Genomic DNA, 23,375 nt, shown 5'->3' with positions numbered 1-23,375 from the left:
GCTGTGATCTGACGCGTGGTGGGTCCTGGTACTTTGCGTTACACCCGTGCCCAATTTCGTCGGCGCTTCGCCGCCAGCCTTCTCAAGGGAATGGATACCGTCCCCATGACCATCGACCGCGCCGCCGTTCTTGCCGCCGCTTCCGATCTGTTGCGCATCGAGGCCAACGCCGTCCTGCACCAGGTGGAGGCGCTGGACGGCGACTTCCTGAACGTCGTCGAGCATATCTGCGGTGAACACGGCAACACGCTGGTGGCCGGCATCGGCAAGTCGGGCCTAGTGGCCCGCCAGTTCGCCAGCAAGCTCGCCAGCATCGGCGCCCGCGCCTTCTATTACAGCGCCATCGACAGCCTGCATGGCGAGCTGGGCCTGTTGCGCGAGGGCGATCTGCTGATCCTGCTGTCCAACAGCGGCCAGACCCAGGAACTGGTGGACGTGGCCAAGGCGGCGCAGCCGCGCGGCGTCAAGGTGGCGGCCATGGTGGGGCGCGTGCCCTCTACCCTGTCGCGCATGGCCGACTGGACGCTGAAGGTCCATGTCGAGTCCGAGGCGACGGACACCAAGCTGCCGACGGCCAGCACCACCGCCATGCTGGCCTTCGCCGACGCCCTGGTGGTGGCGGTGGCGACGGAGAAGGGCTTCACCGCCAAGGATTTCGGCCGCAACCATCCCGGCGGCACCCTGGGCGTGGTGCTGGGCGCCTATGTCGATGACCTGATGGCCAGGGCGCCGGATCATGTGGCCCTGGTGGGCCCCGACCGGCCCATCCTGGAAACTTTGCTGGAAATGACCCGCCACCCCGCCGGCGCCGCCCTGGTGGTGGATGCCGACGACCGGCTGCTGGGCCTCATCACCGATGGCGATATCCGCCGCGGCTTGGCCCGCGTGGGCAAGGATCTGCTGGACCGCGACACCCGCGCCCTGATGACGCCCAAGCCACGCACCTGCCGCACCGGCACCACCGCCATGGCGGCGCTGGCCCAGATGGAAAGCCCCTCGCAGGTCTACGTCCTGCCGGTGGTGGATGCGGATAACAAGGTGCTGGGCCTCTTGCGTATGCATGACCTGGCCGGCCTGGACGTGGCGCGCACCGCCGGCTAAGGCATCCCGCCCTCCAGCAGCGCCCGCAGGCGGGTCATCAGGTCCGCCTCCGTGAGGTCCGCGTCCTCCTCCAGGCCCAGGTAGGCGACGGCGGCGTCGACAAACAGGTGGGGCATCAGATGCTCACGGCTCAACGCTCGGATCAGGGGCGGCAGCACCCGCGCGTCCCGCCGCCGCGCCAAGCCGTGCATGGCTTCCACCTGGGTGAACACATCCTCATCATCCACCCGGCGCAGCAGGGCGGCGCGAATCTCGGGGCCGTCCAATTCGGTGGACTGCCCGATCCCGGTGGTCGCCCAGTCCCGTACCTGGTCGTACGCATCCTCCATCAGCGCCAGCAGGGCCTCCACCGCCACCGGCGTCGTGCTACCGCACAGCGCGAAGGCGACAGCATAGCGGACGTGCGAGTCCTCATGATGGCGGCGGGCGGCCAAGGCCGGGTCGCAGCGCCGGTTGCCCAGGTGGCCCAGGGCGAAGATGGCCTCGACCATGACGCCGGCGTCCTCATCCTCCAGCAGACGCAGCAGGGCGTCGCACGCCGGCTCGGGAAAGGCGCGTTCATCACCGCGCTGGCCGGGGCCATGCATATGCCCCAGAACGACGGCGGCCAGGCGCCGGCGGATCGGCTCGGGTGACCTGCTGAGGTCCAGGATGCGGGCCAGCCCCGCTGGCGTGCCCATGCCCTGCAGGGCCAGTAGAGCCGGGGTACGATCATCGTCGCGCCGCATCTCCGCCACCGCCGCTCCGATCAGGCTGTCAAGGCAGGGAAGGTCGCTTTGACTGGTTTCCAGGGGCGTTGACGGCATTGCGGCCTCGACCTCGACGCGTCGTTCCAGCCCAATCCGGGCCAACCCATCCAGGCCAGCGTGCAATCAAGGACGCCGGCAAGCAAGCCCGCACGGCGACCCTGTACGTCTGGAAATGAGGTCGCTCAAGCGGACCGCCGCGCGCGCATCTCGGCCAGGGCCTCCTGCACGATAAGGGACCGCGCGCGCCGCATGGCGGCTTTGAAGCGCCGCTTCCACCCCGGGGGCGACGTGAAGGTGATGCGCAGGCGCGGTGGCCCCCCGAAGGCCAGCACCAGGGACAGGCCCGAGAACTTGCGGGGAATGGCCTCGAATTCGGTCAGGAAATGGTCGACCTGCTCCAGCAGCAGCGGACGAACCGCATCCGTCAGCGGCGACGGCGGCAGGGCCCGGACCTTTTCGCCCCAGGCGATGGCCGTCACCGCCGCGGCGGCCACGGCGTCGCAGGCCCCCTGAATAGCCATGGGTGTCCAGGGATCACCGGGCGATTGCCAACTGGCCACCAGCTGGGTGTTGATCGCGGTCGTCACGGCCAGGATCGCCGTCCCCAATTCCATCAGCAGGGCCTCATCCACCATTGTCGCCCCCTCGGGCGTCCGCCCGCGAGTGCCCTTGGCCCACCGTCGCCGCAGACCCTCGGCCCGAAGGCGCAGCAGCTCCCCGGCCAATCGATAGGGCCAGTGGCGCGGCTTCCCGCTGATCAGGTTGCGCGCGCCGGCGCTTTCGCCGTCAAAACCCGTATGCTCCGCCGTCATGACCTCGCCCCATGGGATGTCTTGCGCCGCCGTCCACAACTCAGCATGAGCGCAAGTTGCGCGATAAGCAACTTCTTTGGTGTCGATGACGCCTGGCGGGACAGTGGGCCGGTTGGTGGCGGTCCCGTCCTCCGCAGCGCCATTCCAGCGGCCCCCCGCGAAGTGCTATCAAGGGTGACAGCATTGTGAGCAATCCGCCGCCGCCCAAGGGTCCGCGCCATGTCCGATCCCGCCCGTCTCACCTTCCGCACCGGCCAGGTGCCGTATCTCATCGCCGAGATGTCCGGCAACCATAAGGGGGAGATCGAGCGCGCCATCCGCCTGATCGATGCCGCCAAGGCGGCGGGTGCGGACGCGGTCAAGCTGCAGACCTACACGGCCGACACCATCACCCTGAAGTCCAACCGCCCGGAGTTCCAGATCCATGGCGGTCCCTGGGATGGCCGCAGCCTGCATGAGCTGTATGAGGAGGCGCACACCCCCTGGGCCTGGCATCCCCAGCTGTTCGCCCATGCCGCCATGATCGGCATCACCATTTTCAGCTCACCCTTCGATCCCACGGCGGTGGATCTGCTGGACCGGCTGGGCGCGCCGGCGTTCAAGATCGCCTCCTATGAAATCGTGGACCTGCCGCTGATCCGTTACGCAGCCGCCAAGGGCAAGCCGCTGATCATCTCCACCGGCATGGCCACCTTGGGTGAGATCGACGACGCGGTGACGGCCGCGCGCGAGGCGGCGCCGGCGGGCACGCCCGACCCCGTGCTGCTCCATTGCACCAGCGGCTATCCCACCCCGCCGGAGGAATGCGACCTGCGCACCATCCCTCACCTGGCCCAGGCCTTCGGCGTGCCCACCGGCCTGTCCGACCACACCCATGGCATCGCCGTGCCGGTGGCGGCGGTGGCGCTGGGCGCCATCGTTATCGAGAAGCATCTGACCCTGTCGCGGGCCGAGGGCGGCGTCGACGCCTCCTTCTCCCTGGAACCGGGGGAGTTCAAGGCCATGGCCGACGCTTGCCGCGTGGCCCATGCCGCCTTGGGCCAGGTCGGCTATGCCGTCAAGCCGTCCGAGGCCGGCGGCCGGTCCTTCCGCCGCTCGCTCTACGTCTCCGCTCCCGTGAAGGCGGGGGAGGTGTTTACGCCGGCCAACGTCCGCTCCGTCCGCCCCGGCCTGGGGCTGTCGCCCAAGCATTTGGACCAGGTGCTGGGCGCCCGCGCTGCCCGTGATATCGATGCCGGCCAGCCTCTGGACTGGGGCATGGTCCAGCCGTGACGGTCCCGGCCCAAAAGCCCCGGGTCGTCTGCATCACCCAGGCGCGCATGGGGTCCACCCGCCTGCCGGGCAAGGTGCTGCTGACCGTGGCGGGCAAGTCGCTGCTGGCCCACCAGGTGGAGCGCCTGCGCCGTGCCGCCCTGGTGGACGAGGTGGTGGTGGCCACCAGCGATGGCCCGACCGACGACGCCATCGCCGAGCTGTGCCGCGTCCTGGGCGTTGCCTGCTTCCGGGGCAGCGAGCATGACGTGCTGGATCGTTTTTGCCGGGCCGCCCTTGCCCATCATGCCGATGTGGCGGTGCGGGTGACGGGCGACTGCCCCCTGATCGACCCTGGTCTGATCGACCGGCTGCTGACCCTTTTCCTGGCGGCGGACCCGCCGCTGGACCATGCCTCCGTCGACATAGGCTATTATCCGCGCGGCCTGGACGCCGAAGCCATGTCAATGACGGCCTTGCAGGCGGCGTGGCAAGAGGCAAGGGAACCGTTCGAACGTGAGCATGTGACGCCCTTCATCTATCGCCGGCCGGACCGTTTCCGCCTGGGCTCCCTGCCACCAGCGGGCCCGGCGCCGGTGGAGATGGGGCCGCAGCGCTGGTGCGTGGACACGGTGGAGGACTTCCAACTGGTCCGCCGTTTGCTTGAAACCCTGTTGCCGGCCAAGCCGCACTTCACCTGGACGGATTGTCTGGACGTGCTGCGCCGGCACCCCGATTGGGTGCTGCTGAACCGCGACGTGGTGCAGAAGCCCCTGGCTTGAGAGGAAAAGAAGAGATGAACCGGAACGAATTCCTGGCGGCGCTGGATGAGATGCTGGAGCTGGACCCCGGCACCCTGAAGGGCGGCGAAACGCTGGATGAGATCGACAGCTGGGACAGCCTGGCGGTCATCAGCTTCATCGCCCTGGTGGATGAGAAGTTCAACACCGTGGTGGCGGGCGAGGATCTGGCCAAGGCCAAGACCGTGGACGACCTGCTGGCCCTGGTGTCGGACCACGTCACGGCCTGACCGGTGAGTTCAGGGACTGAGCCGGAACGGCTGCTGGCCGGCCGCCGGATGCTGCGTTTCGCCGGCGGCCCCGGCGCCGCCGTCGACCGGGGGCCGAAGGAGACCGGCGACGCGCCGCTGGTGCTGATCCACGGTTTCGGCGGCGACGCGCTGTCCTGGCAATTCAACATCCAGGCGCTGGTGAAGGGTGCGCCGGGGTCAATCGGCCGCCGGGTGCTGGCCGTGGATCTGCCGGGCCATGGCGCCTCCACCCTCGACGTGCCGTCTGGCCTGGGCGGTGTCGCCGACTGGGTGGTGCGGCTGATGGACGCCGCCGGCGTCGACAAGGCTGACATCATCGGCCATTCCATGGGCGGCAGGGTCAGCCTGCTGCTGGCTGAACGCCATCCGGACCGGCTGCGCCGCATGAGCCTGATCGCCTGCGCCGGATTGGGCAGCCGGGTGGATGCCGCCTTCCTGCACGCGCTGTGCACATTGGAAACCCTGGACCAGGCCCGCGCCTTGATCGATCGGCTGTTCGCGGGGGCCCCGCCCAACCGCGATGTGCTGGCTCGCGCCTTCCTGTCCCGCCTGGCCGATCCCGTGGCGCGCGGGCCGCTGACCCGGCTGCTGGACCGGCTGGTGGCCGACATCGACGCCGCCCCGCGGCACTTCGACTGGACCCAGCCGCTGCCGCCGCTGCAGCTGATCTGGGGCGAGGCCGACGATATCGTGCCGCCGCCGGAAGCTGGCGCCATCCCATCCCATATCATCTTGCATCGCTTGCCCGGCGTTGGCCACATGCCCCAGGCCCAGGCGGCCACGCGGGTCAACGCCCTGCTGACGGAGTTCCACGCATGAGCACGATCGGACTGAACGAGGGCGCCATGCTCGCGCTGATCCATAATGAGGTCCTGAAGGTCCTGGCCGACAAGGGCGAGGCCTGGACCGGATCCTTCGGGCCGGAGACACGCTTCCTGGACGGCGGGATGCCCTTCGACAGCCTGGACCTCGCCACCCTGCTGGTGGCGCTGGAACAGCTGACCGGCACGGATCCCTTCCGCGCCGGCTTTCGCCAGTTCACCACCGCCGGCGAATTGGCGGCGCTGTACTTGGAAGCGTAATGCCGACGCGCCCGCCGGCGCTTCAGGAATACATCGGATATTCTATCCGATTTGTAACGGAACTGTATCGCGCCGTTTCCAGGCGCCCCGGCCTCTGTTAGCCTTATCAACAAGGTTGAAGCAGCGCACTTTTTTGAGACGGCCTGCCTTAACTCCTTGGGGCGTTACAACAATCAACAGGGGCGAAGGCGGCGTTCCCATCCTGGGGGCGGGCGCCTTTCTGGGCACCCGGCAGAACGGGAAGACGATACTTCCATGAAACGACACCATCGCGTGGTCCCGCTGGTGGCCGCACTGGCGCTGCTCGGCGCCTGCGCTTCCAGCGCGCACCAGGACAGCCCGGCCGCATCCCCGGCTGACAAGGGCAAGGACAAGCCGGTCTACGCCGGCCTCGATCCGGCCGATGACAAGAACCCCTTCCCCAGCACCTACCATCCCCTGCCGTCGGTGGCGACAGCCCTGGTGGGGGCCACCATCTTCACCGGCACGGGCGCCCGCATCGATGGCGGCACCGTGGTGCTGGTGGATGGCAAGATCGCGGCGGTGGGCAAGGACATCGCGGTGCCGGACGGCGCCAAGGTCATCGATGCCCATGGCAAGTACGTGACCCCGGGCATCATCGACGCCCACAGCCACCTGGGCGTCTACGCCACGCCCAGTGTCTGGGCCAATTCCGACGGCAATGAGATGACGGACCCCAACACCGCGCAGGTATGGGCCGAACATTCCGTCTGGCCGCAGGATCCGGGCTTCATCCGCGCGCTGGAGGGCGGCATCACCACGCTGGAGATCCTGCCGGGTTCCGCCAACCTGTTCGGCGGTCGCGCCGTCATCCTGAAGAATGTGCCGGGCCGCACGGTGCAGGACAAGAAGTTCCCCGGCGCGCCTTATGGGCTGAAGATGGCCTGCGGTGAGAACCCCAAGCGGGTCTACGGCAGCAAGGGCCGCACGCCGGCCACCCGCATGGGCAACGTCTTCGGCTATCGCAAGGCCTGGATCGACGCCCAGGAATATCGCCGCAAGTGGGACGACTACCGCCGCAAGCTGGCCGACTACAAGGCCGGCAAGGGCGACAAGGCGCCCGACGCGCCCAAGCGCGACCTGCAGATGGACACGCTGGCCGGCGTGCTGGACGGCAGCATCCTGGTGCAGAATCACTGCTACCGCGCCGACGAGATGGCGCAGATGATCGACATCTCGCACGAGTTCGGCTTCCACATCGCCATGTTCCACCATGGGTCGGAGGCCTACAAGATCGCCGACATCCTGAAGAAGGAGGACATCTGCGTCGCCACCTGGGGCGAATGGTGGGGCTTCAAGATGGAGGCGTACGACGGCATCGAGGAGAACGCCGCCCTGCTGCAGAAGGCCGGCGTCTGCACCGTCATCCACTCCGACGACGACATCCTGACCCAGCACCTGGTGCAGGAGGCCACCATCGCCCTGGCCGCCGGCCGGCGCATGGGTATCCAGATCGACGAGGCCGAGGCCATCAAGTGGGTGACGGCCAACCCCGCCAAGTCCATCGGCGTGCTGGACAAGACCGGCACGCTGGAGGCCGGCAAGATGGGTGACGTGGTGCTGTGGAGCGCCGATCCCTTCAGCGTCTACGCCACGGCCGATCAGGTCTTCATCGACGGCGCCCTGGTCTACGATCGCCACGATCCGGCGGCGCAGCCCAAGTCCGACTTCGAACTAGGCCAGACCGGCCCCGCCCATCCCGGGCCCCAGGGTGTCGGACCCGGCCGCCCCGTCTTGACCACCAGCACGGAGCAGCCGCAATGAGCCGCCGTCACACCTTAATGGGCCATACCCTGATGGCTGCGGCCTCATCCCTGGTCCTGCTGGCCGGCGCCGCCGGCGCCGAGACGGTGGCCATCACCAACGCGCGTATCGAGACCATGGGACCGGCGGGGGAGATTTCGTCCGGCACCATCCTCATCCGCGATGGCCGTATCCAGGCGGTGGGCGCCTCAATATCCATTCCGGCCGACGCCCGCCGGGTGGACGCCAAGGGCCACATCGTGACGCCGGGCCTGGTGGCCAGCGACACGAGCCTGGGCGCCGGCGAGGTGGAGGGCGAGGCCTCCAGCAACGATTTCGCCGGGGCGACGGCCGAGATGTCGGCGTCCTTCGACGTGTCGCTGGGCATCAACCCCGCCTCCATGCTGGTGCCGGTGGCCCGTGTGGGCGGTGTCACCCGGGCGCTGGTCACGCCGGAGCTGTCCGGACGGGGCGAGAAGAAGGGGGAGAAGCTGTTCGCCGGCCAGGCGGCCGTGGTCGACATGTCTGGCGGCACCGACAGCATCACCAAGCGCCGCGCCGTGCTGGTGGTGGACGTGGGCACCGAGGCCATGGAGCATCTGGGCGGCAGCCATGGCGGCGTGCTGCAACTGCTGGAATCCAGCCTGGAGGAAGCGGCCAGCTACGCCGCCAACAAGGGCGGGTATGAGCATGGCACCCACCGCCCCTACCGCCAGAGCAAGGAGGACCTTGAGGCCCTGCTGCCGGTCATCCAGGGCAAGATGCCCCTGCTGGTGGGCGTGCACCGGGTCGCCGATATCCGCCGCACCCTGGAACTGGGCAAGCGGCTGAAGTTGAAGCTCATCCTGGATGGGGTGGAGGAAGGCTGGATGATGGCGCCGGAGATCGCGGCCTCGGGCGTGCCCGTGGTGGTCGATCCCCTGGCCAACCTGCCGCGCGACTTCGAAAGCCTGAACGCGCGGCTGGAAAACGCCGCCATCCTGCAGGCGGCCGGCGCCACCGTGGTGATCAAAGGGCCGTACGTCGGCCACTATGCCCGCCAGGTGCGCTACAATGCCGGCAACGCTGTCGCCCACGGCATGCCGTGGCCTGCGGCGCTGGCGGCCATCACCGCCACCCCGGCCAAGGTCTTCGGCTTCAATGACCGGGCGGGCACGATTGAGCCCGGCCGCGACGCCGACCTGGTGGTGTGGTCGGGCGATCCCCTGGAAATCCTGTCGGTGGCGGAGCATGTCTTCGTCCGCGGGACCGAGGCGCCCCTGACCAGCCGGGCGCAGGATCTGGCCCATCGCTACCAGACGCCCGACGCGGCTCTGCCGCCGGCCTATCGCAACTGAGTATTATCGTCTAAAGGGGGGCGGGGCGTTCCGGCGGGGCGCCCCGCCCTTTTCTCTTGGACCCGGCCCCATGCCCGACTGGTACTACGACCTCAGCGACACCGTCAGCGGCTGGATCCACGGCGTCTCCGTCTGGGTGATCATCGGTGCCATGGTGGCGGCCTACCTGCTGCTGACCGCCCGCAGCGCCCATAAGCAGGGCGAGTTCGGCGAATTCGCCCGCAGCCTGGGCCTGACCGTGGCCCTGCTGGCCGTCCTGGGTGGCTTCATCGAGGCATGGATCTGGGTGGATCGGCACTGGTAGTGCCGGATCAGCCCCGATCCTGCGCCCCGTGCCAGACGCGCAGGATGATGATCTCATCGTCCATGACTTCGTAGATGATCACGTAGGGCGGAAAGACCAGCAACTCCCGCGTCCCAGGTACGCTGCCCCGACGGCCCCGATTTGGGAAGGTGAGCAGGCTGTTCGCCGTGGTCAGCAGCGCCCGCAAAACCCGTTCGGCGGCGACAAGATTGAAAGCGGCGATATAGGCGACGTGTCGATCGACGTCGCCCAGCGCATCGATGGACCAGCGAATTCGCTTCAAGTTTGCCCGGAGGAGGAGGGCGGGGGAACTTTCTTTCCCGCCAGCAACTGCTCAAGCCATTGCACAACGACATCATGATCCACGACGTTGCCAGCGGCAACCGACGCGCGCGCCGCCTCAATGGCGCGACGCTTGGCGTCCTCGTCCACGATGTCGAAAATGGAAGCGGGCTGGGTCATGACGGTAGCCTACCATAGGCCCGCCGCTCAGCCCACACCCCGGATCAAGGCCAGCAGATCCTCGTCCGACAAGTGGCCGGCGGCATCAGCGTCCTGCAGCAGGGCGTCGGCCAGGTCGCGCTTGCGGCCATGCAGGGCGACGATGCCCTCCTCGATGCTGCCCTTCAGGATCAGGCGGTAGATGGTCACCGGCCGGCGCTGGCCGATGCGGTGGGCGCGATCGGACGCCTGGTCCTCCACGGCGGGGTTCCACCACGGGTCCAGGTGGATGACATAGTCGGCCGCCGTCAGGTTCAGGCCCACGCCGCCGGCCTTCAGGCTGATCAGGAACAACTCGCCCTCGCCCGCCTGGAAGGCCGCCACCCGCCGCTGCCGCTCCGCCGCCGTCAGGCTGCCGTCCAGCAGTTGATAGGTGACGCCCATGCGGTCCAAGGCGGTGCGCACCCGCGCCAGGTGGCCGATGAATTGGCTGAATACCAGGGCGCGGTGGCCGCCCTCGCGCAGTTCGTCGACCAGTTCCAGGAAGGCATCCAGCTTGGCTGAGGGCAGGTGCGCGTCGGCCGCCACCAGGTCGGGGTGGCAGCAGGCCTGCCGCAGGCGGGTGATCTCCGCCAGGATGTGGATGCGGGACCGCTCGCCCGACATCTCCTCCAGTTTTTCAAGGGCGCGGCGGCGCAACGCTTCGTAAAAGGCGATCTCCTCCGCCCCGCGCTCGACCAGCAGGGTCTGCTCCGTGCGCGGGGGCAGTTCGGACAGTACGGACGCCTTGGTCCGGCGCAGCAGGAAGGGTTGGACCACCGCGCGCAGGGCCGCGCGGGCGCCGGGGCTGTGCGCCGCCTGGATGGGGGTGCCGAAGCGCTGGGCGAAGGTCTTGCGGCTGCCCAGCAGGCCGGGGTTGGTGAACTGGAACAGGCTCCACAGCTCTTCCAGGTCGTTTTCCACCGGCGTGCCGGTCAGGGCCAGGCGGAAGCCGGCGTTCAGCGTGCGGGCGGCCTGGGCGCGGCGGGTGTCCGGGTTCTTGATGGCCTGCGCCTCGTCCAGCACGGCCACGGCCCAGGGCACGGCCGCCAGCAGCGCCTCCTCCCGTACCAGCAGGCCGTAGGTGGTCACCAGCACGTCGCCGGGCCCCAGGGCGCGCAGCACCTCCTGGCGCCCGCCTGTTTCGGCCAGGCGGTGCACGGTCAGCCCAGGGGCGAAGCGCGCCAGTTCCGATTGCCAGTTGCCGGCGACGGAGGTGGGGGCCACCACCAGCATGGGGCCGTCGCCGGCCTTGGCCGCCATCAGGGCTATCGCCTGCACAGTCTTGCCCAGGCCCATGTCATCGGCCAGCAGGGCGCCGGCACCCAGGCGTGCCAGGCGGCTCATCCAGAAATATCCCTCCGCCTGGTAGTCGCGCAGTTCGGCGGTCAGGCCGTTGGGCAGGAGCGGCTGCCAAGCCGCGGCGTCGTCCAGGTTCTGGATGAAGGCGCGCCAGGCCTGGTCCACCTGGGCCGAGGCCGCCTCCTCGACCAGGCCGCGCAGGGCGGCGCCGGCCGCGCGCGGGACCTTCACGCCCCCCATGCGCAACAGGCGGTCCAACTGCTGGCGGAAATGGCGGTCCAGGGCCACGAACTGGCCGTCGCCCAGGGGCACGAAACGGCCGGGCGCGTCCTCAAGCCGGACCAGCAAATCCTTCAGGTCCAGTACCAGCCCCTCGTCCAGCTTCAGGGTTCCGCCCACGGCGAACCAGCTTTCGGTGCTTTTGACCGTGGTGCTGAAATGGCTGGTGCCGGCCTCGCCGCCGCGCAGGGTCAGCTTCTGTCCCTCCGGCCACTCCAGGGTCGGTGGTTGGGGCAGGGCCTTCAGCTCGCTCAGGAATTCCAGCGCGGCGCTCAGGCCCTCCAACTCCCATTCCGGGCCCTCGCCGCCCAGGCTGGGGCAGGCATCGGCCAGGGCCTGGGCCAGGCGTTCCTCCGCCGCCAGGTCACGCAGGGCGCGCCGGCCGTTGCCGGTGACGCGCCGGCTGCCCTGTCCCGGCGCGAAATGGGGGCCGTCGGGCCCCAGCGGCCGCACGACCAGCGTAACCTTGAGACCCGGGTCCAGCAGGCGCAGGCGCACCACCGGGGCGGAGTCGCCCGCCTCCGTCCGGCCCTCGTCCAGATCGGCGGCCTCCACCCGCACCGGCAGGTCGGGCATGCGGGAGCGCGCGATGGCGGCCAGGCGGTCGCGCGCCATGGCTGGCACGGTGATGCCGTCCGCGCCCAGCAGCTTGCCCGCCGCCACGGCCTTGTCGTCGATCACCACCACGCGCCAGCGGGTGGGCCCCTCCACCTCCATGATGGCGTCCACCTCTTCGGCCGGATGCGACAGGGCCAAGCGGTAGCCGCCCCGGGTGCCAGCCAGCACCAGCTCCGGCCGCGCCAGCACCAACTCCACCGGCGGTCCCGGCTCGCGGCGATAGAACACGCGGGGATGGCCCACCAGGGCCGGCAGCGTGTCGCGTGGTGGCAGGAAATAGTCGTAGCGGGAGCGGCCGTGGCCCCAGCCGTCGTAATCGCGGGCGATGGTGGCGATGACCCGCCGGTCGAACTCATCCAGATAGGTCAGCTGGGCGTCACCCTGGTAGAGACGCTTCAGCGGAATGGGCCGTCCCACGCTCCAGCCCTGGGTCGGGCTTTTGGTGGGGCCGCGCTGCTGCACCTGCTCTACCGGTTCCACCGCCCCGCTGCTGGGATCGACCAGCCAGGCCAGGCGCTTGCCTGTCGTCTTCCTCTCCACCGGCGCCGGCGGCTCCAGCAACACCTCCAGGCTCTCCAGCGCCCGCTCCCACGGCTCCTTCACGGGCAGCAGGGTCAGGAAGCGCAGCGTCACGTGTCTGTCGGGCCGCGCCAGATGGGTCTGATAGGGGGTGGGATTGTTGGCCACCCGGGCCAGCACCTCCGCCATCAGGTCGGCGGCCAGGGGCATGGTGGGGGCCAGATGGCGGAACCACTGATCCCAGGCGTCGGCATGGTGGCGGGCCAGCGCCGCGTCCACCACGGCCGCCGCCACGGCCACCAGCCCCAAGCCCAGGGGGGAGGGCCGGGCCATGGTGTCGGTGGCGCTCAGCAGCCATTTCACGCTGTTCAGCGCCGCTTCCGGCTTGTTGGCGGACAAGCTGGCCAGGGCCTCGATGGCCATGGAGCCCAGCGGGATCTGGCCGGCCTGGATATGGTCTTGCGCCAGGGCGGGGATGGCGGCGTGCTGGGCCGGGTCGCCCCCAGCCAATTGCGCGCACAGGTGCAGCACGCCCAGGTGTCCAGGCAGGCCGCCCTTGCGCTTGCGCAGGGCCCGGCGGTGCTGCGTCACGGCCTCGCCGAACAGGGCGCGGGCGCGGGGCGCGTCCTCCGACAGCAGGGCGTGGGCGGCGGCATAGGGCAGGGCCGCCTCCGGCATGGGCGTATTCGCCAGCAACGCTTGCAACGCTGGCAATTGCCCGCTCAATAGCCGGAAGTCGGCGATCAGGGTGAAGCAATCGCGGCGCAGGATCTGGTGCGCCTGGGCGTGATCGACCAGGGCCGGCAGATCCGGCGACATTTCCGCCGTGGCCATCCAATGGCCGAGCTTCGCCGCCAGCAGCGTCGCCTGGATCACCGGCGCGCGTCCGGCCAGCCAGTCGACCCTCAGCGGCACCAGCGTGAAATGGCGATTGAACAGCTCCGGCAGCGCATGGGCGGGACGCCTGACCAGGCCCAGCAGGCGCTGGACCTCCGCCCCATCGTTCTGCAACGCGGCCAACCTCAGGCCACGCGCGAAATCGATCTCCACCAGCTTGGGGTCCCAATAGCTTTTCGATTCACCGGGCAGCTGGGTGCGGATGGCGATGGCCAGGGCCTTGCCCTCCGCCGTTTCCAGCGCCGCGATGGCCACGGCGTGCGCCAGCGCGGGCGGGCAGGCCATCTTGTTGTTCAGCAGGCCGTGGCGGCGCAGGCTGTTCTGCGCCTCGATCAGCGCCTCATGGGTCCAGGGGGTGGGGCTGACGCGCGCCTGGTTCAGGCAATCCAGCAGCGCCCGGGCCGGCGGCAGCGATCCGATCAGGGCGATGAGGCGCAGCAGGATGCGGTCGGGCGGCGAAAGCGCGTCGAGATCGGGCGGGGTCATGCGGCGACCATAACGGCGATCAGGCCGGCAGGGCCAGCAACGCGTCGGCGATGCGCACCGCGCCCAACCCGTCCACCATCTGGCCGCCATCGCCCTCGCCGATGCGGTGGCTCAGGGCCGCGCGTGCGTCGGCATCGGCCCATAGCGCCAGGGCGTCGGCCGTGATGCGCTCCGCCGCCTCGGCCTTGTCCATGCCGCGCGCGTCGATGACCCGGGCCTTGCCTGATGCCGCCACCGCGCCGGCACTGCTGGCCTGGTTATCCGCCACCACCACCAGCAGCGTGGGCACCGCCAGGCAGGCCAACTCCCCCAAGGTGCCGCCGGCGGCGGACAGGGCCAGGCCTGCTTCGCGCATCAGGTCGGCCATGCGCGGCGTTTCCACATGGACGACCGTGTTGGGGTAGCGGTCTCCGGCGGTGCGGATGCAGTCGGTGTTGGGGTTGCTGCCGCCCACCACCACGTCCAGGCCGGCGCCGGCCGGCAGGGCTGGGGCCAGGCGCTTCAGGCAGGGCAGCGTCAGGCCCGCCGGGTCGGTGCCGCCGAAGGTCAGCAGCAGGCGGCGACGGCGGTCAAGGGGGGGCAAGGCCTGGCCGCGCGCCCGGCGGAACTCCACCCGCAGGGGGGCATAGGCGGGCCCCAGCGCCAGCATGGCATCCGGATTGGCGGCGCGATAGGTGGCCTCATCCACCGCCGCGCCTGCGTTCACAATCAGCCGGGCGTGCAGGGGCCGCGTGCCCGGCCCGTCGTCGAAGGCCATGACCGGTTTGCCCAGCGCCGCCAGTCCGGCACGATAGGCATCGTTGAAGTGATAACCGTCCAGGATCACGGCGCGGGCGTCGTGCCGGCGTATCTGCCCGGCCAGGCTGGCCAGGTCCGCCCCACTTGCCGCCGGGCCCGCCAGCAGGCTGACGCCGAAGCCGGCGGCGTCCAGCCGACGCGCCAGGGCGGGCGGCAGGTCCACGGCACCGAACAGGGGTGATATCCCCCGTTCCCGCAAGGCCTCCGCCACCGACAGGCAGCGCATGACGTGGCCGGTGCCCATGGACGCGGTGGCGTCGGCGCGGATCAGGATGGTGCTCAACAGAGGGCCTTTGGCATCGGGGCGGGAATGGCCATAGTATAGCAGCTAAGGACACTTCTCTCAGGGCGGGTTGCGGTGAAGGCCATCGTCGAAGGCGTGCGGATCAAGGGCTTCCGGGCCGTGGTGCCGAAGGAACGGCATTCCTACCTGGAAGACCACACCCTGTTCACGGAAGATGAGGCGAAGAAGCTCTACGCCACCATCGGCGTGGCGGAGCGGCGCCTGCTGCCCCGGCCCTACATGGCGTCCGACATGTGCGTGGCGGCGGCCGAGGGGCTGATGCAACAGCTGGGCTGGGACCCGGCCTCGGTCGACCTTCTGATCTTTGTCAGCCAGGATGCCGATTACGTGCTGCCCGTCACCGCCGCCGTCATGCAGCGGCGCCTGGGGCTGCCCACCAGCACGGCGGCCTTCGACGTGCCGCTGGGCTGCTCCGGCTTCGCCTATGGCACCTGGATGGCGGCGCGCCTCCTGGGCGGCAGCACGGCGCGGCGCGCGCTGGTGCTGGCCGGCGACAATTCCGCCCGCTGGCTGCGCCCGGACGACCGCGCCACCCTTCCCCTGTTCGGCGACGCGGGCAGCGCCACGGCGCTGGAGGTGGATGCCGACGCGCCCCCCATCCACGCCATCCTGGGCACTGATGGCAGCGGGGCCAAGCACATCTTCGTGAAGGCCGGCGGCAAGCGCGACTGCCTGATCCCGGGCGAGGAGCCCTGGTCGGAGGAGGAGCACAAGCGCCTCTACCGCGACGCCCGCCTGCACCTGAACGGGGCGGAGGTCTTCACCTTCACCTTGCGCTCCGTCCCGCCGCTGCTGCGCGAGGCGATGGAGCATGCCGGCGTGACGCTGGACGATTTGGATATGATCGTCCCGCACCAGGCGAACCGCATGATGCTGGACCACATCCGCAAGAAGATCGGGGCGGCGCCCGAGCGCTTCCTGATCGACATGGAGAAGTTCGGCAACACCAGCTCCGCCTCCGTCCCGCTGGCCATCTGCCACCGCCTGGGCCCCATGCTGGCGGAAGGTCCGAAGAAGCTGCTGATGGCCGGCTTCGGCGTCGGGTGGTCCTGGGGCACCCTGGTTGCGGAGGTCGGCCCCATCGCCGAGCCCACGCTGGCGGAGTTGCCGGACGATTTCGCGCCGCTGGAAGTCTGACGCCCGTGAACGCCTGGGATCTGCCGCCGGAGCAGCCGTGCTGGCCGTTCGACGGCGGCGACTGGCGCATGGCCATGGGCCTGATGGCCCTGGACCCCGCCCGGTGGCTGATGGTGGACGACAGCTGCCCCGCCCTGTTGGCGCAGCGCCGCCAGTTGCTGGTCCAGCGGCACGGGGCCGTGACCGGCTTCCTGCCGGGCGGCGAGGCGGCCCAGGGGGAATTGCTGGCGTTGCTGGCGGACCATCTGTCCCGTCACTTCCCGCGTGCCTACACCCGCGACGGGCACCGTTTCCCCTGCCACATCACCGGGGAGGCCTGGGACTTGGCGGACGCCGGCCCTAATCCGCTGGAGGTCGCCGGCCGCCTGGTGGCGGAGGATCTCTGCCTGTTGCTGCCGGACCCTGATGGCGTGCCGGTGCTGGCCGCCGCCGTGCTGTGCTTCCCCAACCGCTGGCGCCTGCATGAAAAGCTGGGGCGGCCCATGGCCGGCATCCACGCGCCGGTGGCCCTATATGGCGAGAAACTGGGGCGGCCGGTGGACCGCTTCCTGGAAACCCTGGCGCCGGAACGGCCGGTATGGCGCATGAACTGGGGCCTGAACGACGACCCCGCCCTGTTCCAGCCGGATGAGGTGGCGCACACCGCCGCCGATAACGCCATCACCGCCGATAATGCCGGGCACCGCCTGTTCCTGCGCATCGAACGCCAGACCTTGCGCCGGCTGCCCGCCACCGGTGCCATACTGTTCACCATCCGCACCTATCAGCGCGCCCTGGCCGACCTGACCGCGACCGAGGCGGCGCAGTTCGCCCACATCCTGCGCACGGTGCCGGAACCGGTGGCCCGCTATAAAGGCCTGCCGCGCACCGGCGGCCCCGCCCTTGGCTTCCTGGGTCGTTTGGCGCAAGGCCTCGGCTCCTCATAAGGCCCATGAGGAAATTCCAACCGTCCGCGTGTTGACAGGGTGGGCGCGGGATTGTCCTATCGACAGACCATCCGGCCATCGCCGGATGGCAACACGCTTGTTCTCAGGGCAGGGTGGAAATCCCGACCGGCGGTATCCCCTCTTAAGGGAGGGGGAGCCCGCGAGCGCCCGGGGGCGGTGACGCCCACGGGGTCAGCAGACCCGGTGAAACGCCGGGGCCGACGGTTACAGTCCGGATGAAAGAGGATGAGCCGGCCCGCGATGTGCGGGCGCTCCCCCTGGGTGCCCTGCCGGGCTTCAGGTTCGGGCGCGCGTCCGCGCATGGGGCTTGCCTCGGGGGGATTTCCGTCCGCCCATAGTCTCTTTTTGCCCTGATTCAGGCTCGCCCGATTGTTCAACGGAGTGAGACCCTTGAGTCAGATTTCTCAAATTCCCGCCCATGACGACGATTTGCTGTCCCGGTTCGGCGACGCCGAAACCCGGGTGGCCCGCGCCGTGGCCGCCATCCAGGCGGGCCAGGGCGTGATCGTCGTCGACGATGCCGACCGTGAAAACGAAGGCGATGTCATCTACGCCGCCGACAGCCTGACGGTGGAACAGATGGCGCTGCTGATCCGCGATTGCAGCGGCATCGTCTGCCTGGTGCTGACCGACGAACGCGCCCGCGCCCTGGACCTGCCGCCCATGGTGGGCGCCAATTCCTCGCGCTACGGCACCGCCTTCACCGTCAGCATCGAGGCCAAGGCCGGCGTCACCACCGGTGTCTCGGCCGCGGATCGTGTCACCACCATCCGCACGGCCATCGCCGATGGCGCCCAGCCGGAAGACCTGGCCCGCCCCGGCCACGTCTTCCCCTTGCGTGCCCATCCCGGTGGGCTGGCGGCCCGCCGCGGGCATACCGAGGCCACCATCGACCTCGTGCGCCGCGCCGGCCGCACCCCCGCCGGCGTGCTGTGCGAGGTGATGAAGCCCGACGGCAGCATGGCCCGCCTGCCCGACCTGGTGACCTATGCCGAAACCCATGGCATGCCCCTGGTCAGCATTGAGGATCTGGTGGCGGTGGCGGCCCCGTGGCGCGCCGTCGCCTGAACCATGAGGTGAAAAAAGCGGGCGGGACGCAAAGACCTCTTGCCGGAGCGGGAATTTCATTGTACCAATCGGTCAACAACGTACCGATCGGTACATGTCACTGTCTTCGCAGTTTCGTCATGGAGGTTCAGATGTCCCGCCCGCCCCTGCCGCCTTTCACGCAAGAGACCGCCATCCAGAAGGTGCGCGCCGCCGAGGATGGCTGGAACAGCCGCGATCCCGCCAAGGTGGCGCAGGCCTACACGGTGGATAGCCGCTGGCGCAACCGGGCGGAATTCGTCACCGGCCGGCCGGCGATCGAGGCCTTCCTGGCCCGGAAGTGGGCCAAGGAGTTGGACTACCGCCTGATCAAGGAAATCTGGGCATACACTGAAAACCGCATCGCCGTACGCTTCGCGTACGAATATCGCGATGATAGCGGCAACTGGTTCCGCGCCTACGGCAATGAGAATTGGGAGTTCGACGCCGACGGCCTGATGCGGGCGCGCCACGCCAGCATCAACGAACACCCCATCAAGGAGGCGGACCGCAAATTCCACTGGCCGCTGGGCCGCCGTCCGGATGACCACCCCGGCCTCAGCGACCTGGGCCTGTGAGCCATGGCGCGCACCCTCGCCGATCGCCAGGACGTCATCCCCGTCCTGGCCGAGGTCTTCCGCGATCATGGCTTTGAAGGCGCCAGCCTGTCGGCCATCACCGCCCGCACGGGCCTGGGCAAGGGCAGCCTTTACAATTTCTTCCCCGGCGGCAAGGCCGAGATGGCGGAAGTGGTACTGGCCCATATCGAGGGCTGGTTCCGCACCCATGTCTTCGAGCCGCTCGACCAGGCGGACGGTGGCCAGGCGGACGGTAGTTTAAAGGCGGTGGAGGCCATGTTCCAGGCCACCGACGCCTATTTCCGCTCCGGCCAGCGGGTGTGCGTCGTGGGCGTCTTCGCCCTGGGCGATGCCCGCGACCTGTTCACCCAACAGGTGCACGGCTATTTCGCCGCCTGGGTGCAGGCCCTGGCCGGGGCCCTGGTTCGGGCGGGCCGCGACCCGGACCAGGCCCGAGCCGATGCGGAGGAGGTGGTGGCCGGCATCCAGGGCGCCCTGGTGCTGTCCCGGGCGCTGAACGACACCGGTGTGTTCACCCGCACGCTGGCGCGGCTGCGGCGTATCACGGCAGGGGATTGAAATGGCGCGCCTGACCGGCGCTATGCCACCGCCCGCACCCGCCGGGCGGTGGCGAATACCGGCACGCCCAGGATGCGGATGTAACACAGCCACCAGCGCAGGCTCCGGCTGTACTTGCTGCGCCTGTACGTGCCTGGCAGTGGGGCCAGGCGTGTACGCTCTTGCCGCCAGGGCAGGTCGTGGATGACGGGATGCGGGGTACCGCACAGGCGGGCCACGTGCGCCTCGATCAGGTTGACGGGGTAGTACCGGGCCATGCGCTCCAGCCGGTCGCGCAGCCGGGCCACGCGCTGCTGGTTCTGGCTGAACACCGCCACCTTCACCAGGGGCATGCGGTATGTCTCCAGGCACGCGTCGAAATAGACGTCGGAGTACAGCTCCTTGGCCACGAAGGGCCGTGGCAGGTAGCGGCCGGGGCGGAAACCAAGGGCCAGCAGCCGCTGGCTGAGGCCGAATTCGTAGGCGCGGCAGACGGCCGCCTTGTCGGGCTGCCGCGTCACCTCGTTCCAGAAGCGGGTGAATTCCGGATGGTTGGTCACCGCCGGGCGGAAGACCAGGAAGTTGCTGGTCAGATAGCGGATGTCGCCATCCACCAGCCCATCGGTCAGCCCCCAGAAGTCGCAGTCCTGCCCCGCCATCGTGTCGAACACCGGGGCGAAGGGGAACACGCCGCCATAGCAGCTGTCGTTGGCGACGATGACCTCGTCATAAAGGGCGAGGTCGGCGCCCAGGGCCTGGAAGCCCAGCTTCCAGCTGCCGAAGTCATAGGCGCCGTGGCGGCCGGCGTGGACCAGTTCGGCCAGGCCCGCCAGCCGCTCCCCCTGGCCTTCCATAAGGGCGCCGTCGGAAACGAACAGGATGCGCTCCGCCACCTCGCGCAGGCTGCGCAGGTAATAGAGGACATGGTCGTCGATCTGGCCGTCGCGGTCGAAATGGGCGAACAGCGCCACGCGGCGGGGGACGACGACGGGGGGATGGTCGGTCGGGATCATAGTCGGGGGCCTTGCCCTGGGAACTAACTGCTTGTCCCTTCCACGACCGTTAACCAAGAGACCTTGCGGCCTATCCGCCTTTTAGCCAGGGGGCCACATATGGCCATCCCAATCGGCATATTCCCTGAATTTCAGGCGCTTTTCCGCCCATTCGCCCGCCGATATCTCGAACAGATGGACATCGTATGCCTGACCTTCCTTCACGGCATGGTCCTTCAGCACGCCGACATGGCGATAGCCCAGCATGGTCTGGCCGCGCAGGACACGGTCGTTGTCGGCCATGACCTGGTTCACCACCTTGCGCAGGCCCAAGGCGTAGAAGACATGGTTCAGGGCGTGGGCGAAGTTCAGCGGGGCGGAGCCGGTGCGGCCGCGCCGGTCGGCCATATAGGCGCCCAGGGTGGCGATGCCCCAGGCCGCGTGGGTGATGGTGATGGAGGCGTAACCCACCGGCACCCCATCCACCATCATGATGCGGTGGTGATAGTCGTCGCGCGCGTTGCTGCGCGCCAGCCAGGCCCGCTGCTTCCCCATGTCATCCTCCACCTGTGTGAAAAGGTGGCGGGAGATGTCGGGCCGCAGACGCCAGTCCAGCAGCAGCCGGGCGTCCTCCTCCGTCGGCCGGCGATAGCTGAGGGTCATACGGCATTCTCCTCATAGGGCGCGTCCGCCGGCAGCGGCGGGGCGTCCAGTCCCAGGGTGCGGGCCCAGGCATGGTGGAAGTCGGCGATGCGGCGCTCACGCCGGCCCAGGATACCGGGACCCAGAGCTGCCGCCCGCCCTTGTTGCACCCGTTCGCACAGCGGCTGGTCCTCCAGGATCACGGCGCGGGCGGACCCGGCCAGCACACTGGTCAGTGACCGGCGGAAGGCGGCCACGGCCGGCTTTTCCGGGGCCGTCACCGGCAGGAACAGGCGCCAGTCCAGGCGGCTGCGGTCCGCCGCCAGGGGCGTCACCGTGTGGGTGATGACCATGGCGCCGTAAAAGCTGGCCACGTACAGGTTGGGGAAGACGAAGCAATGATCATAGCGGGCGTGGTCGGTCACGCGGCGCAGGCCCATCTTGCCGTCGATGCGCCGCCACCATGTCTCCGTCCCTTCGGACAGCAGCCAGCTGGATGTGCTGTGGCGGCCATGGCGGGCGGTTTCCAGGTGCGTCTGCCAGTCGGCATGCACGGCGGGGTGGATGGTGGTGGGGTGGACGGTGGAGCCGTGGAAGTCGTCCATGGTGTTTTCCACCAGCGCCTTCCAATTGGCGGCGAACGCCACGTGGTCCTCGGCGATGGGCTGGTCGCACTGGCCCGACAGCCGGGCGAGATGCCCCGCGACCGGTCTCAGGTGGTCGGCCAGGCCTGGGCCGCCGCCTTCCAGCCGCATGAAGACGAAGGCGCCGCAGGCGTCCACCTCCAGCGTGCGGCCCTGGTCATCCCTGGCCGTGAGGGCGGCGGTCACGGTGACGGGGGTGTCCAGCACCGTACGTGTCAGGGGTGTGTCGAACCGGGTGCCGACGTACAGCCACTGCCGGCGTAGCGCCGCCAGTTCCCGGGCGTGGCAATCGGGATCGTCGAACCAGCGGGCGGGCAGCATTTCCCCCATCACGCCGGCTCCGTGAAGATGGCGGCGGCATCCGCGTTCACCCACACCTGGCCGCTGGCCACGGCCAGGCCCACCGGCGCCAGGGCCAGGCGGCGGCGGGCCTCCGCATCCAGGTGGAAATCGCTGTCGTCGAAGGGGATGCCGATGGGCACGCCGGCCGCGTCATAGACCCAGCCGTGGTAGGGGCAGCGCAGCAGGCCACGCCCGCAGGGCCGATCATGGATCAGGGCGTAGCGGTGGGAACAGACGTTGCGGAAGGCCTTCAAGGCACCCTGGAAATTCTGCACCACCACGGGGATGGCGGCCCCGGCGGCGTCCGGCACCCGGCCCGTCAGGTAATCGCCATGGGCGGCCACGCCGGCGGCGTCGCCCAGCTTGATCCAGGGGGCCGTCACGCCGTACGCCCCCCGTCGACGGTCAGGGCCGTGCCGGTAATCCAGCGGCCGGTGTCGGCCAGCAGATAGGCGATGGCGTGGGCCACGTCGTCGACATGGCCGAAGCCCAGGGGCTGCAGCCGCTGCAGATGGTCGATCTGTTCCTGGCTCAGCTTTTCGAACCCGCGCTCGATCAGGTCGGTCATCACGATGCTGGGCACCACACAGTTGACGCGGATGCCGTCGGGCAGCAACTCGGCCGACAGGCCCTTGGTGGCGGCGATGATGCCGCCCTTGGCCGCGGCGTAGACGATGTTGGCGGGCGAGGCGGCGGTGGCGGCGGTGGAGGAGATGAAGACCATGGCCGAGCGCTCGGCCCGCACGCCCTTCTGCCGCAGGCCCTTGGCCAGGGCCAGGCACGAGCCCAGGTTGACCCGCATCACCTGGTCGAAGAATTCCTGGGAGAAGATGCGGATGGGGCGCAGCGTCTGGATGCCGGCGCAGTGCGCCACCCCGTCGAAGGGCCCGGACAGCGCCGCCTGCTCCTTCATCCAGGCCGGGATGGCGTCCAGGTCGCCCATGTCGAAGGGCGCCACGCGGTGCCCTTCACCCGTGAGGCGTGACAGGGTGTCGGCCAGCCGCCCCTCATCCCGGCCGTTCAGGGTGACGCGGGCGCCCAGGCGTGACAGCAGCACGGCCGTGGCCTGGCCGATGCCGGCCGACGCGCCGGTGACCAGCAGGGACCGGCCGGCCAGGCTCATGGGATTGTGCAGGGTGTCGCTGGGCTGGGACATGGGCGTTTCCTTATCTTCCGCCCCGACTATCCGGGCCGCGGGCCGGGCCCGTCAATGATCTCCGATAAACTCCGGCGGGAACGCCTTGACTCAAGAAAGCATCGAGATATATCTTGAGTTACGATATATCGAATAACATACGAGATAGGATCGAGAGAC

General features: G+C 69.2%; 25 protein-coding genes and 1 riboswitch. Of the genes, 14 read left to right on the top strand and 11 right to left on the bottom strand.

Translation table 11 applies throughout. The features are described 5' to 3' along the window. The first annotated feature begins 105 nt into the window (after positions 1 to 105). Positions 106 to 1,101 carry a KpsF/GutQ family sugar-phosphate isomerase gene (locus Y958_RS21900; protein WP_088873952.1) on the top strand — a complete coding sequence of 332 codons (996 nt, stop codon included), beginning with the start codon at positions 106 to 108 and terminating at the stop codon, positions 1,099 to 1,101. On the opposite strand, the gene Y958_RS21895 is transcribed toward Y958_RS21900, so the two are convergent. Next, entirely contained in the window at positions 1,098 to 1,907 is an 810-nt protein-coding gene (locus tag Y958_RS21895; RefSeq protein ID WP_088873951.1) for a HEAT repeat domain-containing protein, read from the bottom strand. The two genes, Y958_RS21900 and Y958_RS21895, sit on opposite strands and share 4 nt — an antisense overlap. Positions 1,908 to 2,032: 125 nt before the next feature. After that, complete coding sequence (locus Y958_RS21890; protein ID WP_088873950.1) at positions 2,033 to 2,662, bottom strand: hypothetical protein; 630 nt, start codon at positions 2,660 to 2,662, stop codon at positions 2,033 to 2,035. Between the two features lie 219 nt (positions 2,663 to 2,881). Between Y958_RS21890 and pseI the strand changes: the two genes are divergently transcribed. The 8 genes from pseI to Y958_RS21850 all read left to right on the top strand — a co-directional run bounded on the left by pseI (position 2,882) and on the right by Y958_RS21850 (position 9,451). Further along, positions 2,882 to 3,934: a pseudaminic acid synthase gene (pseI, locus tag Y958_RS21885; protein ID WP_088873949.1), complete on the top strand. Its 1,053-nt coding sequence runs from the start codon at positions 2,882 to 2,884 to the stop codon at positions 3,932 to 3,934. Next, positions 3,931 to 4,695 carry a cytidylyltransferase domain-containing protein gene (locus Y958_RS21880; RefSeq protein ID WP_244909502.1) on the top strand — a complete coding sequence of 255 codons (765 nt, stop codon included), beginning with the start codon at positions 3,931 to 3,933 and terminating at the stop codon, positions 4,693 to 4,695. The genes pseI and Y958_RS21880 overlap by 4 nt, the downstream gene beginning before the upstream one ends. Before the next feature lie 14 nt (positions 4,696 to 4,709). Beyond that, entirely contained in the window at positions 4,710 to 4,943 is a 234-nt protein-coding gene (locus Y958_RS21875; RefSeq protein ID WP_088873948.1) for a phosphopantetheine-binding protein, read from the top strand. Positions 4,944 to 4,946: 3 nt separating this feature from the next. Then, positions 4,947 to 5,783, top strand: coding sequence for an alpha/beta fold hydrolase (locus Y958_RS21870; RefSeq protein WP_145727644.1), 837 nt, complete (start codon positions 4,947 to 4,949; stop codon positions 5,781 to 5,783). Then, complete coding sequence (locus tag Y958_RS21865) at positions 5,780 to 6,046, top strand: hypothetical protein (protein WP_088873946.1); 267 nt, start codon at positions 5,780 to 5,782, stop codon at positions 6,044 to 6,046. The genes Y958_RS21870 and Y958_RS21865 overlap by 4 nt, the downstream gene beginning before the upstream one ends. Before the next feature lie 255 nt (positions 6,047 to 6,301). Further along, positions 6,302 to 7,831: an amidohydrolase gene (locus tag Y958_RS21860; protein ID WP_186291400.1), complete on the top strand. Its 1,530-nt coding sequence runs from the start codon at positions 6,302 to 6,304 to the stop codon at positions 7,829 to 7,831. Further along, positions 7,828 to 9,147 (top strand): amidohydrolase family protein, encoded by a 1,320-nt coding sequence (locus Y958_RS21855; RefSeq protein WP_211098644.1) that lies wholly within the window; start codon positions 7,828 to 7,830, stop codon positions 9,145 to 9,147. Before Y958_RS21860 ends, Y958_RS21855 begins: the two co-directional genes overlap by 4 nt. A 70-nt stretch (positions 9,148 to 9,217) precedes the next feature. Continuing rightward, the gene (locus tag Y958_RS21850) at positions 9,218 to 9,451 is read left to right on the top strand and encodes a hypothetical protein (protein ID WP_088873943.1); all 234 of its coding nucleotides are present in this window, start codon (positions 9,218 to 9,220) and stop codon (positions 9,449 to 9,451) included. 7 nt (positions 9,452 to 9,458) lie between these two features. On the opposite strand, the gene Y958_RS21845 is transcribed toward Y958_RS21850, so the two are convergent. From Y958_RS21845 to pseG, 4 genes are read right to left on the bottom strand one after another with little or no spacing between them, the layout of a single operon-like run. Then, positions 9,459 to 9,734, bottom strand: a complete 276-nt coding sequence (locus tag Y958_RS21845; RefSeq protein ID WP_244909501.1) for a type II toxin-antitoxin system RelE/ParE family toxin — start codon at positions 9,732 to 9,734, stop codon at positions 9,459 to 9,461. Further along, positions 9,731 to 9,913 carry a CopG family transcriptional regulator gene (locus Y958_RS21840; RefSeq protein WP_088873942.1) on the bottom strand — a complete coding sequence of 61 codons (183 nt, stop codon included), beginning with the start codon at positions 9,911 to 9,913 and terminating at the stop codon, positions 9,731 to 9,733. Before Y958_RS21840 ends, Y958_RS21845 begins: the two co-directional genes overlap by 4 nt. 27 nt (positions 9,914 to 9,940) lie before the next feature. Continuing rightward, on the bottom strand, positions 9,941 to 14,032 hold the full coding sequence (locus Y958_RS21835) for a DEAD/DEAH box helicase (protein WP_088873941.1): 4,092 nt from the start codon (positions 14,030 to 14,032) through the stop codon (positions 9,941 to 9,943). A gap of 19 nt (positions 14,033 to 14,051) precedes the next feature. Further along, complete coding sequence (pseG, locus tag Y958_RS21830; protein WP_088873940.1) at positions 14,052 to 15,113, bottom strand: UDP-2,4-diacetamido-2,4,6-trideoxy-beta-L-altropyranose hydrolase; 1,062 nt, start codon at positions 15,111 to 15,113, stop codon at positions 14,052 to 14,054. Between the two features lie 75 nt (positions 15,114 to 15,188). On the opposite strand from pseG, the gene Y958_RS21825 reads away from it, so the two are divergent. The 5 genes from Y958_RS21825 to Y958_RS21805 all read left to right on the top strand — a co-directional run bounded on the left by Y958_RS21825 (position 15,189) and on the right by Y958_RS21805 (position 19,461). Next, positions 15,189 to 16,271 (top strand): 3-oxoacyl-ACP synthase III family protein, encoded by a 1,083-nt coding sequence (locus Y958_RS21825; protein ID WP_088873939.1) that lies wholly within the window; start codon positions 15,189 to 15,191, stop codon positions 16,269 to 16,271. Between the two features lie 5 nt (positions 16,272 to 16,276). Further along, on the top strand, positions 16,277 to 17,197 hold the full coding sequence (locus Y958_RS21820; protein WP_244909500.1) for a heme-dependent oxidative N-demethylase family protein: 921 nt from the start codon (positions 16,277 to 16,279) through the stop codon (positions 17,195 to 17,197). A gap of 95 nt (positions 17,198 to 17,292) precedes the next feature. Beyond that, positions 17,293 to 17,449, top strand: a riboswitch (FMN riboswitch). A gap of 177 nt (positions 17,450 to 17,626) precedes the next feature. Further along, positions 17,627 to 18,286, top strand: coding sequence for a 3,4-dihydroxy-2-butanone-4-phosphate synthase (ribB, locus tag Y958_RS21815; protein ID WP_425600689.1), 660 nt, complete (start codon positions 17,627 to 17,629; stop codon positions 18,284 to 18,286). Between the two features lie 131 nt (positions 18,287 to 18,417). Further along, positions 18,418 to 18,882, top strand: a complete 465-nt coding sequence (locus tag Y958_RS21810) for a nuclear transport factor 2 family protein (protein WP_088873937.1) — start codon at positions 18,418 to 18,420, stop codon at positions 18,880 to 18,882. A 3-nt stretch (positions 18,883 to 18,885) separates the two neighbouring features. Then, positions 18,886 to 19,461: a TetR/AcrR family transcriptional regulator gene (locus Y958_RS21805; protein WP_088873936.1), complete on the top strand. Its 576-nt coding sequence runs from the start codon at positions 18,886 to 18,888 to the stop codon at positions 19,459 to 19,461. Positions 19,462 to 19,481: 20 nt separating this feature from the next. Here Y958_RS21805 and Y958_RS21800 read toward each other — a convergent pair whose 3' ends face one another. The 5 genes from Y958_RS21800 to Y958_RS21780 form a co-directional block, all read right to left on the bottom strand. Continuing rightward, positions 19,482 to 20,453: a rhamnan synthesis F family protein gene (locus Y958_RS21800; RefSeq protein ID WP_088873935.1), complete on the bottom strand. Its 972-nt coding sequence runs from the start codon at positions 20,451 to 20,453 to the stop codon at positions 19,482 to 19,484. An 81-nt stretch (positions 20,454 to 20,534) separates the two neighbouring features. After that, complete coding sequence (locus tag Y958_RS21795; RefSeq protein ID WP_088873934.1) at positions 20,535 to 21,095, bottom strand: GNAT family N-acetyltransferase; 561 nt, start codon at positions 21,093 to 21,095, stop codon at positions 20,535 to 20,537. Then, positions 21,092 to 22,048, bottom strand: coding sequence for an RHO alpha subunit C-terminal catalytic domain-containing protein (locus tag Y958_RS21790; protein ID WP_088873933.1), 957 nt, complete (start codon positions 22,046 to 22,048; stop codon positions 21,092 to 21,094). Before Y958_RS21790 ends, Y958_RS21795 begins: the two co-directional genes overlap by 4 nt. Then, positions 22,048 to 22,443: a Rieske 2Fe-2S domain-containing protein gene (locus Y958_RS21785; RefSeq protein WP_211098643.1), complete on the bottom strand. Its 396-nt coding sequence runs from the start codon at positions 22,441 to 22,443 to the stop codon at positions 22,048 to 22,050. The genes Y958_RS21790 and Y958_RS21785 overlap by 1 nt, the downstream gene beginning before the upstream one ends. Beyond that, positions 22,440 to 23,216, bottom strand: a complete 777-nt coding sequence (locus Y958_RS21780) for an SDR family NAD(P)-dependent oxidoreductase (RefSeq protein ID WP_088873932.1) — start codon at positions 23,214 to 23,216, stop codon at positions 22,440 to 22,442. The genes Y958_RS21785 and Y958_RS21780 overlap by 4 nt, the downstream gene beginning before the upstream one ends. Positions 23,217 to 23,375 lie beyond the last annotated feature (159 nt).

Source organism: Nitrospirillum viridazoti CBAmc, assembly GCF_000730165.1.
In the GTDB taxonomy this organism is placed as follows: domain Bacteria; phylum Pseudomonadota; class Alphaproteobacteria; order Azospirillales; family Azospirillaceae; genus Nitrospirillum; species Nitrospirillum viridazoti.
Note: the sequence above shows the minus strand (reverse complement) of the source record. Positions and strands in the feature narration are given on the sequence as shown.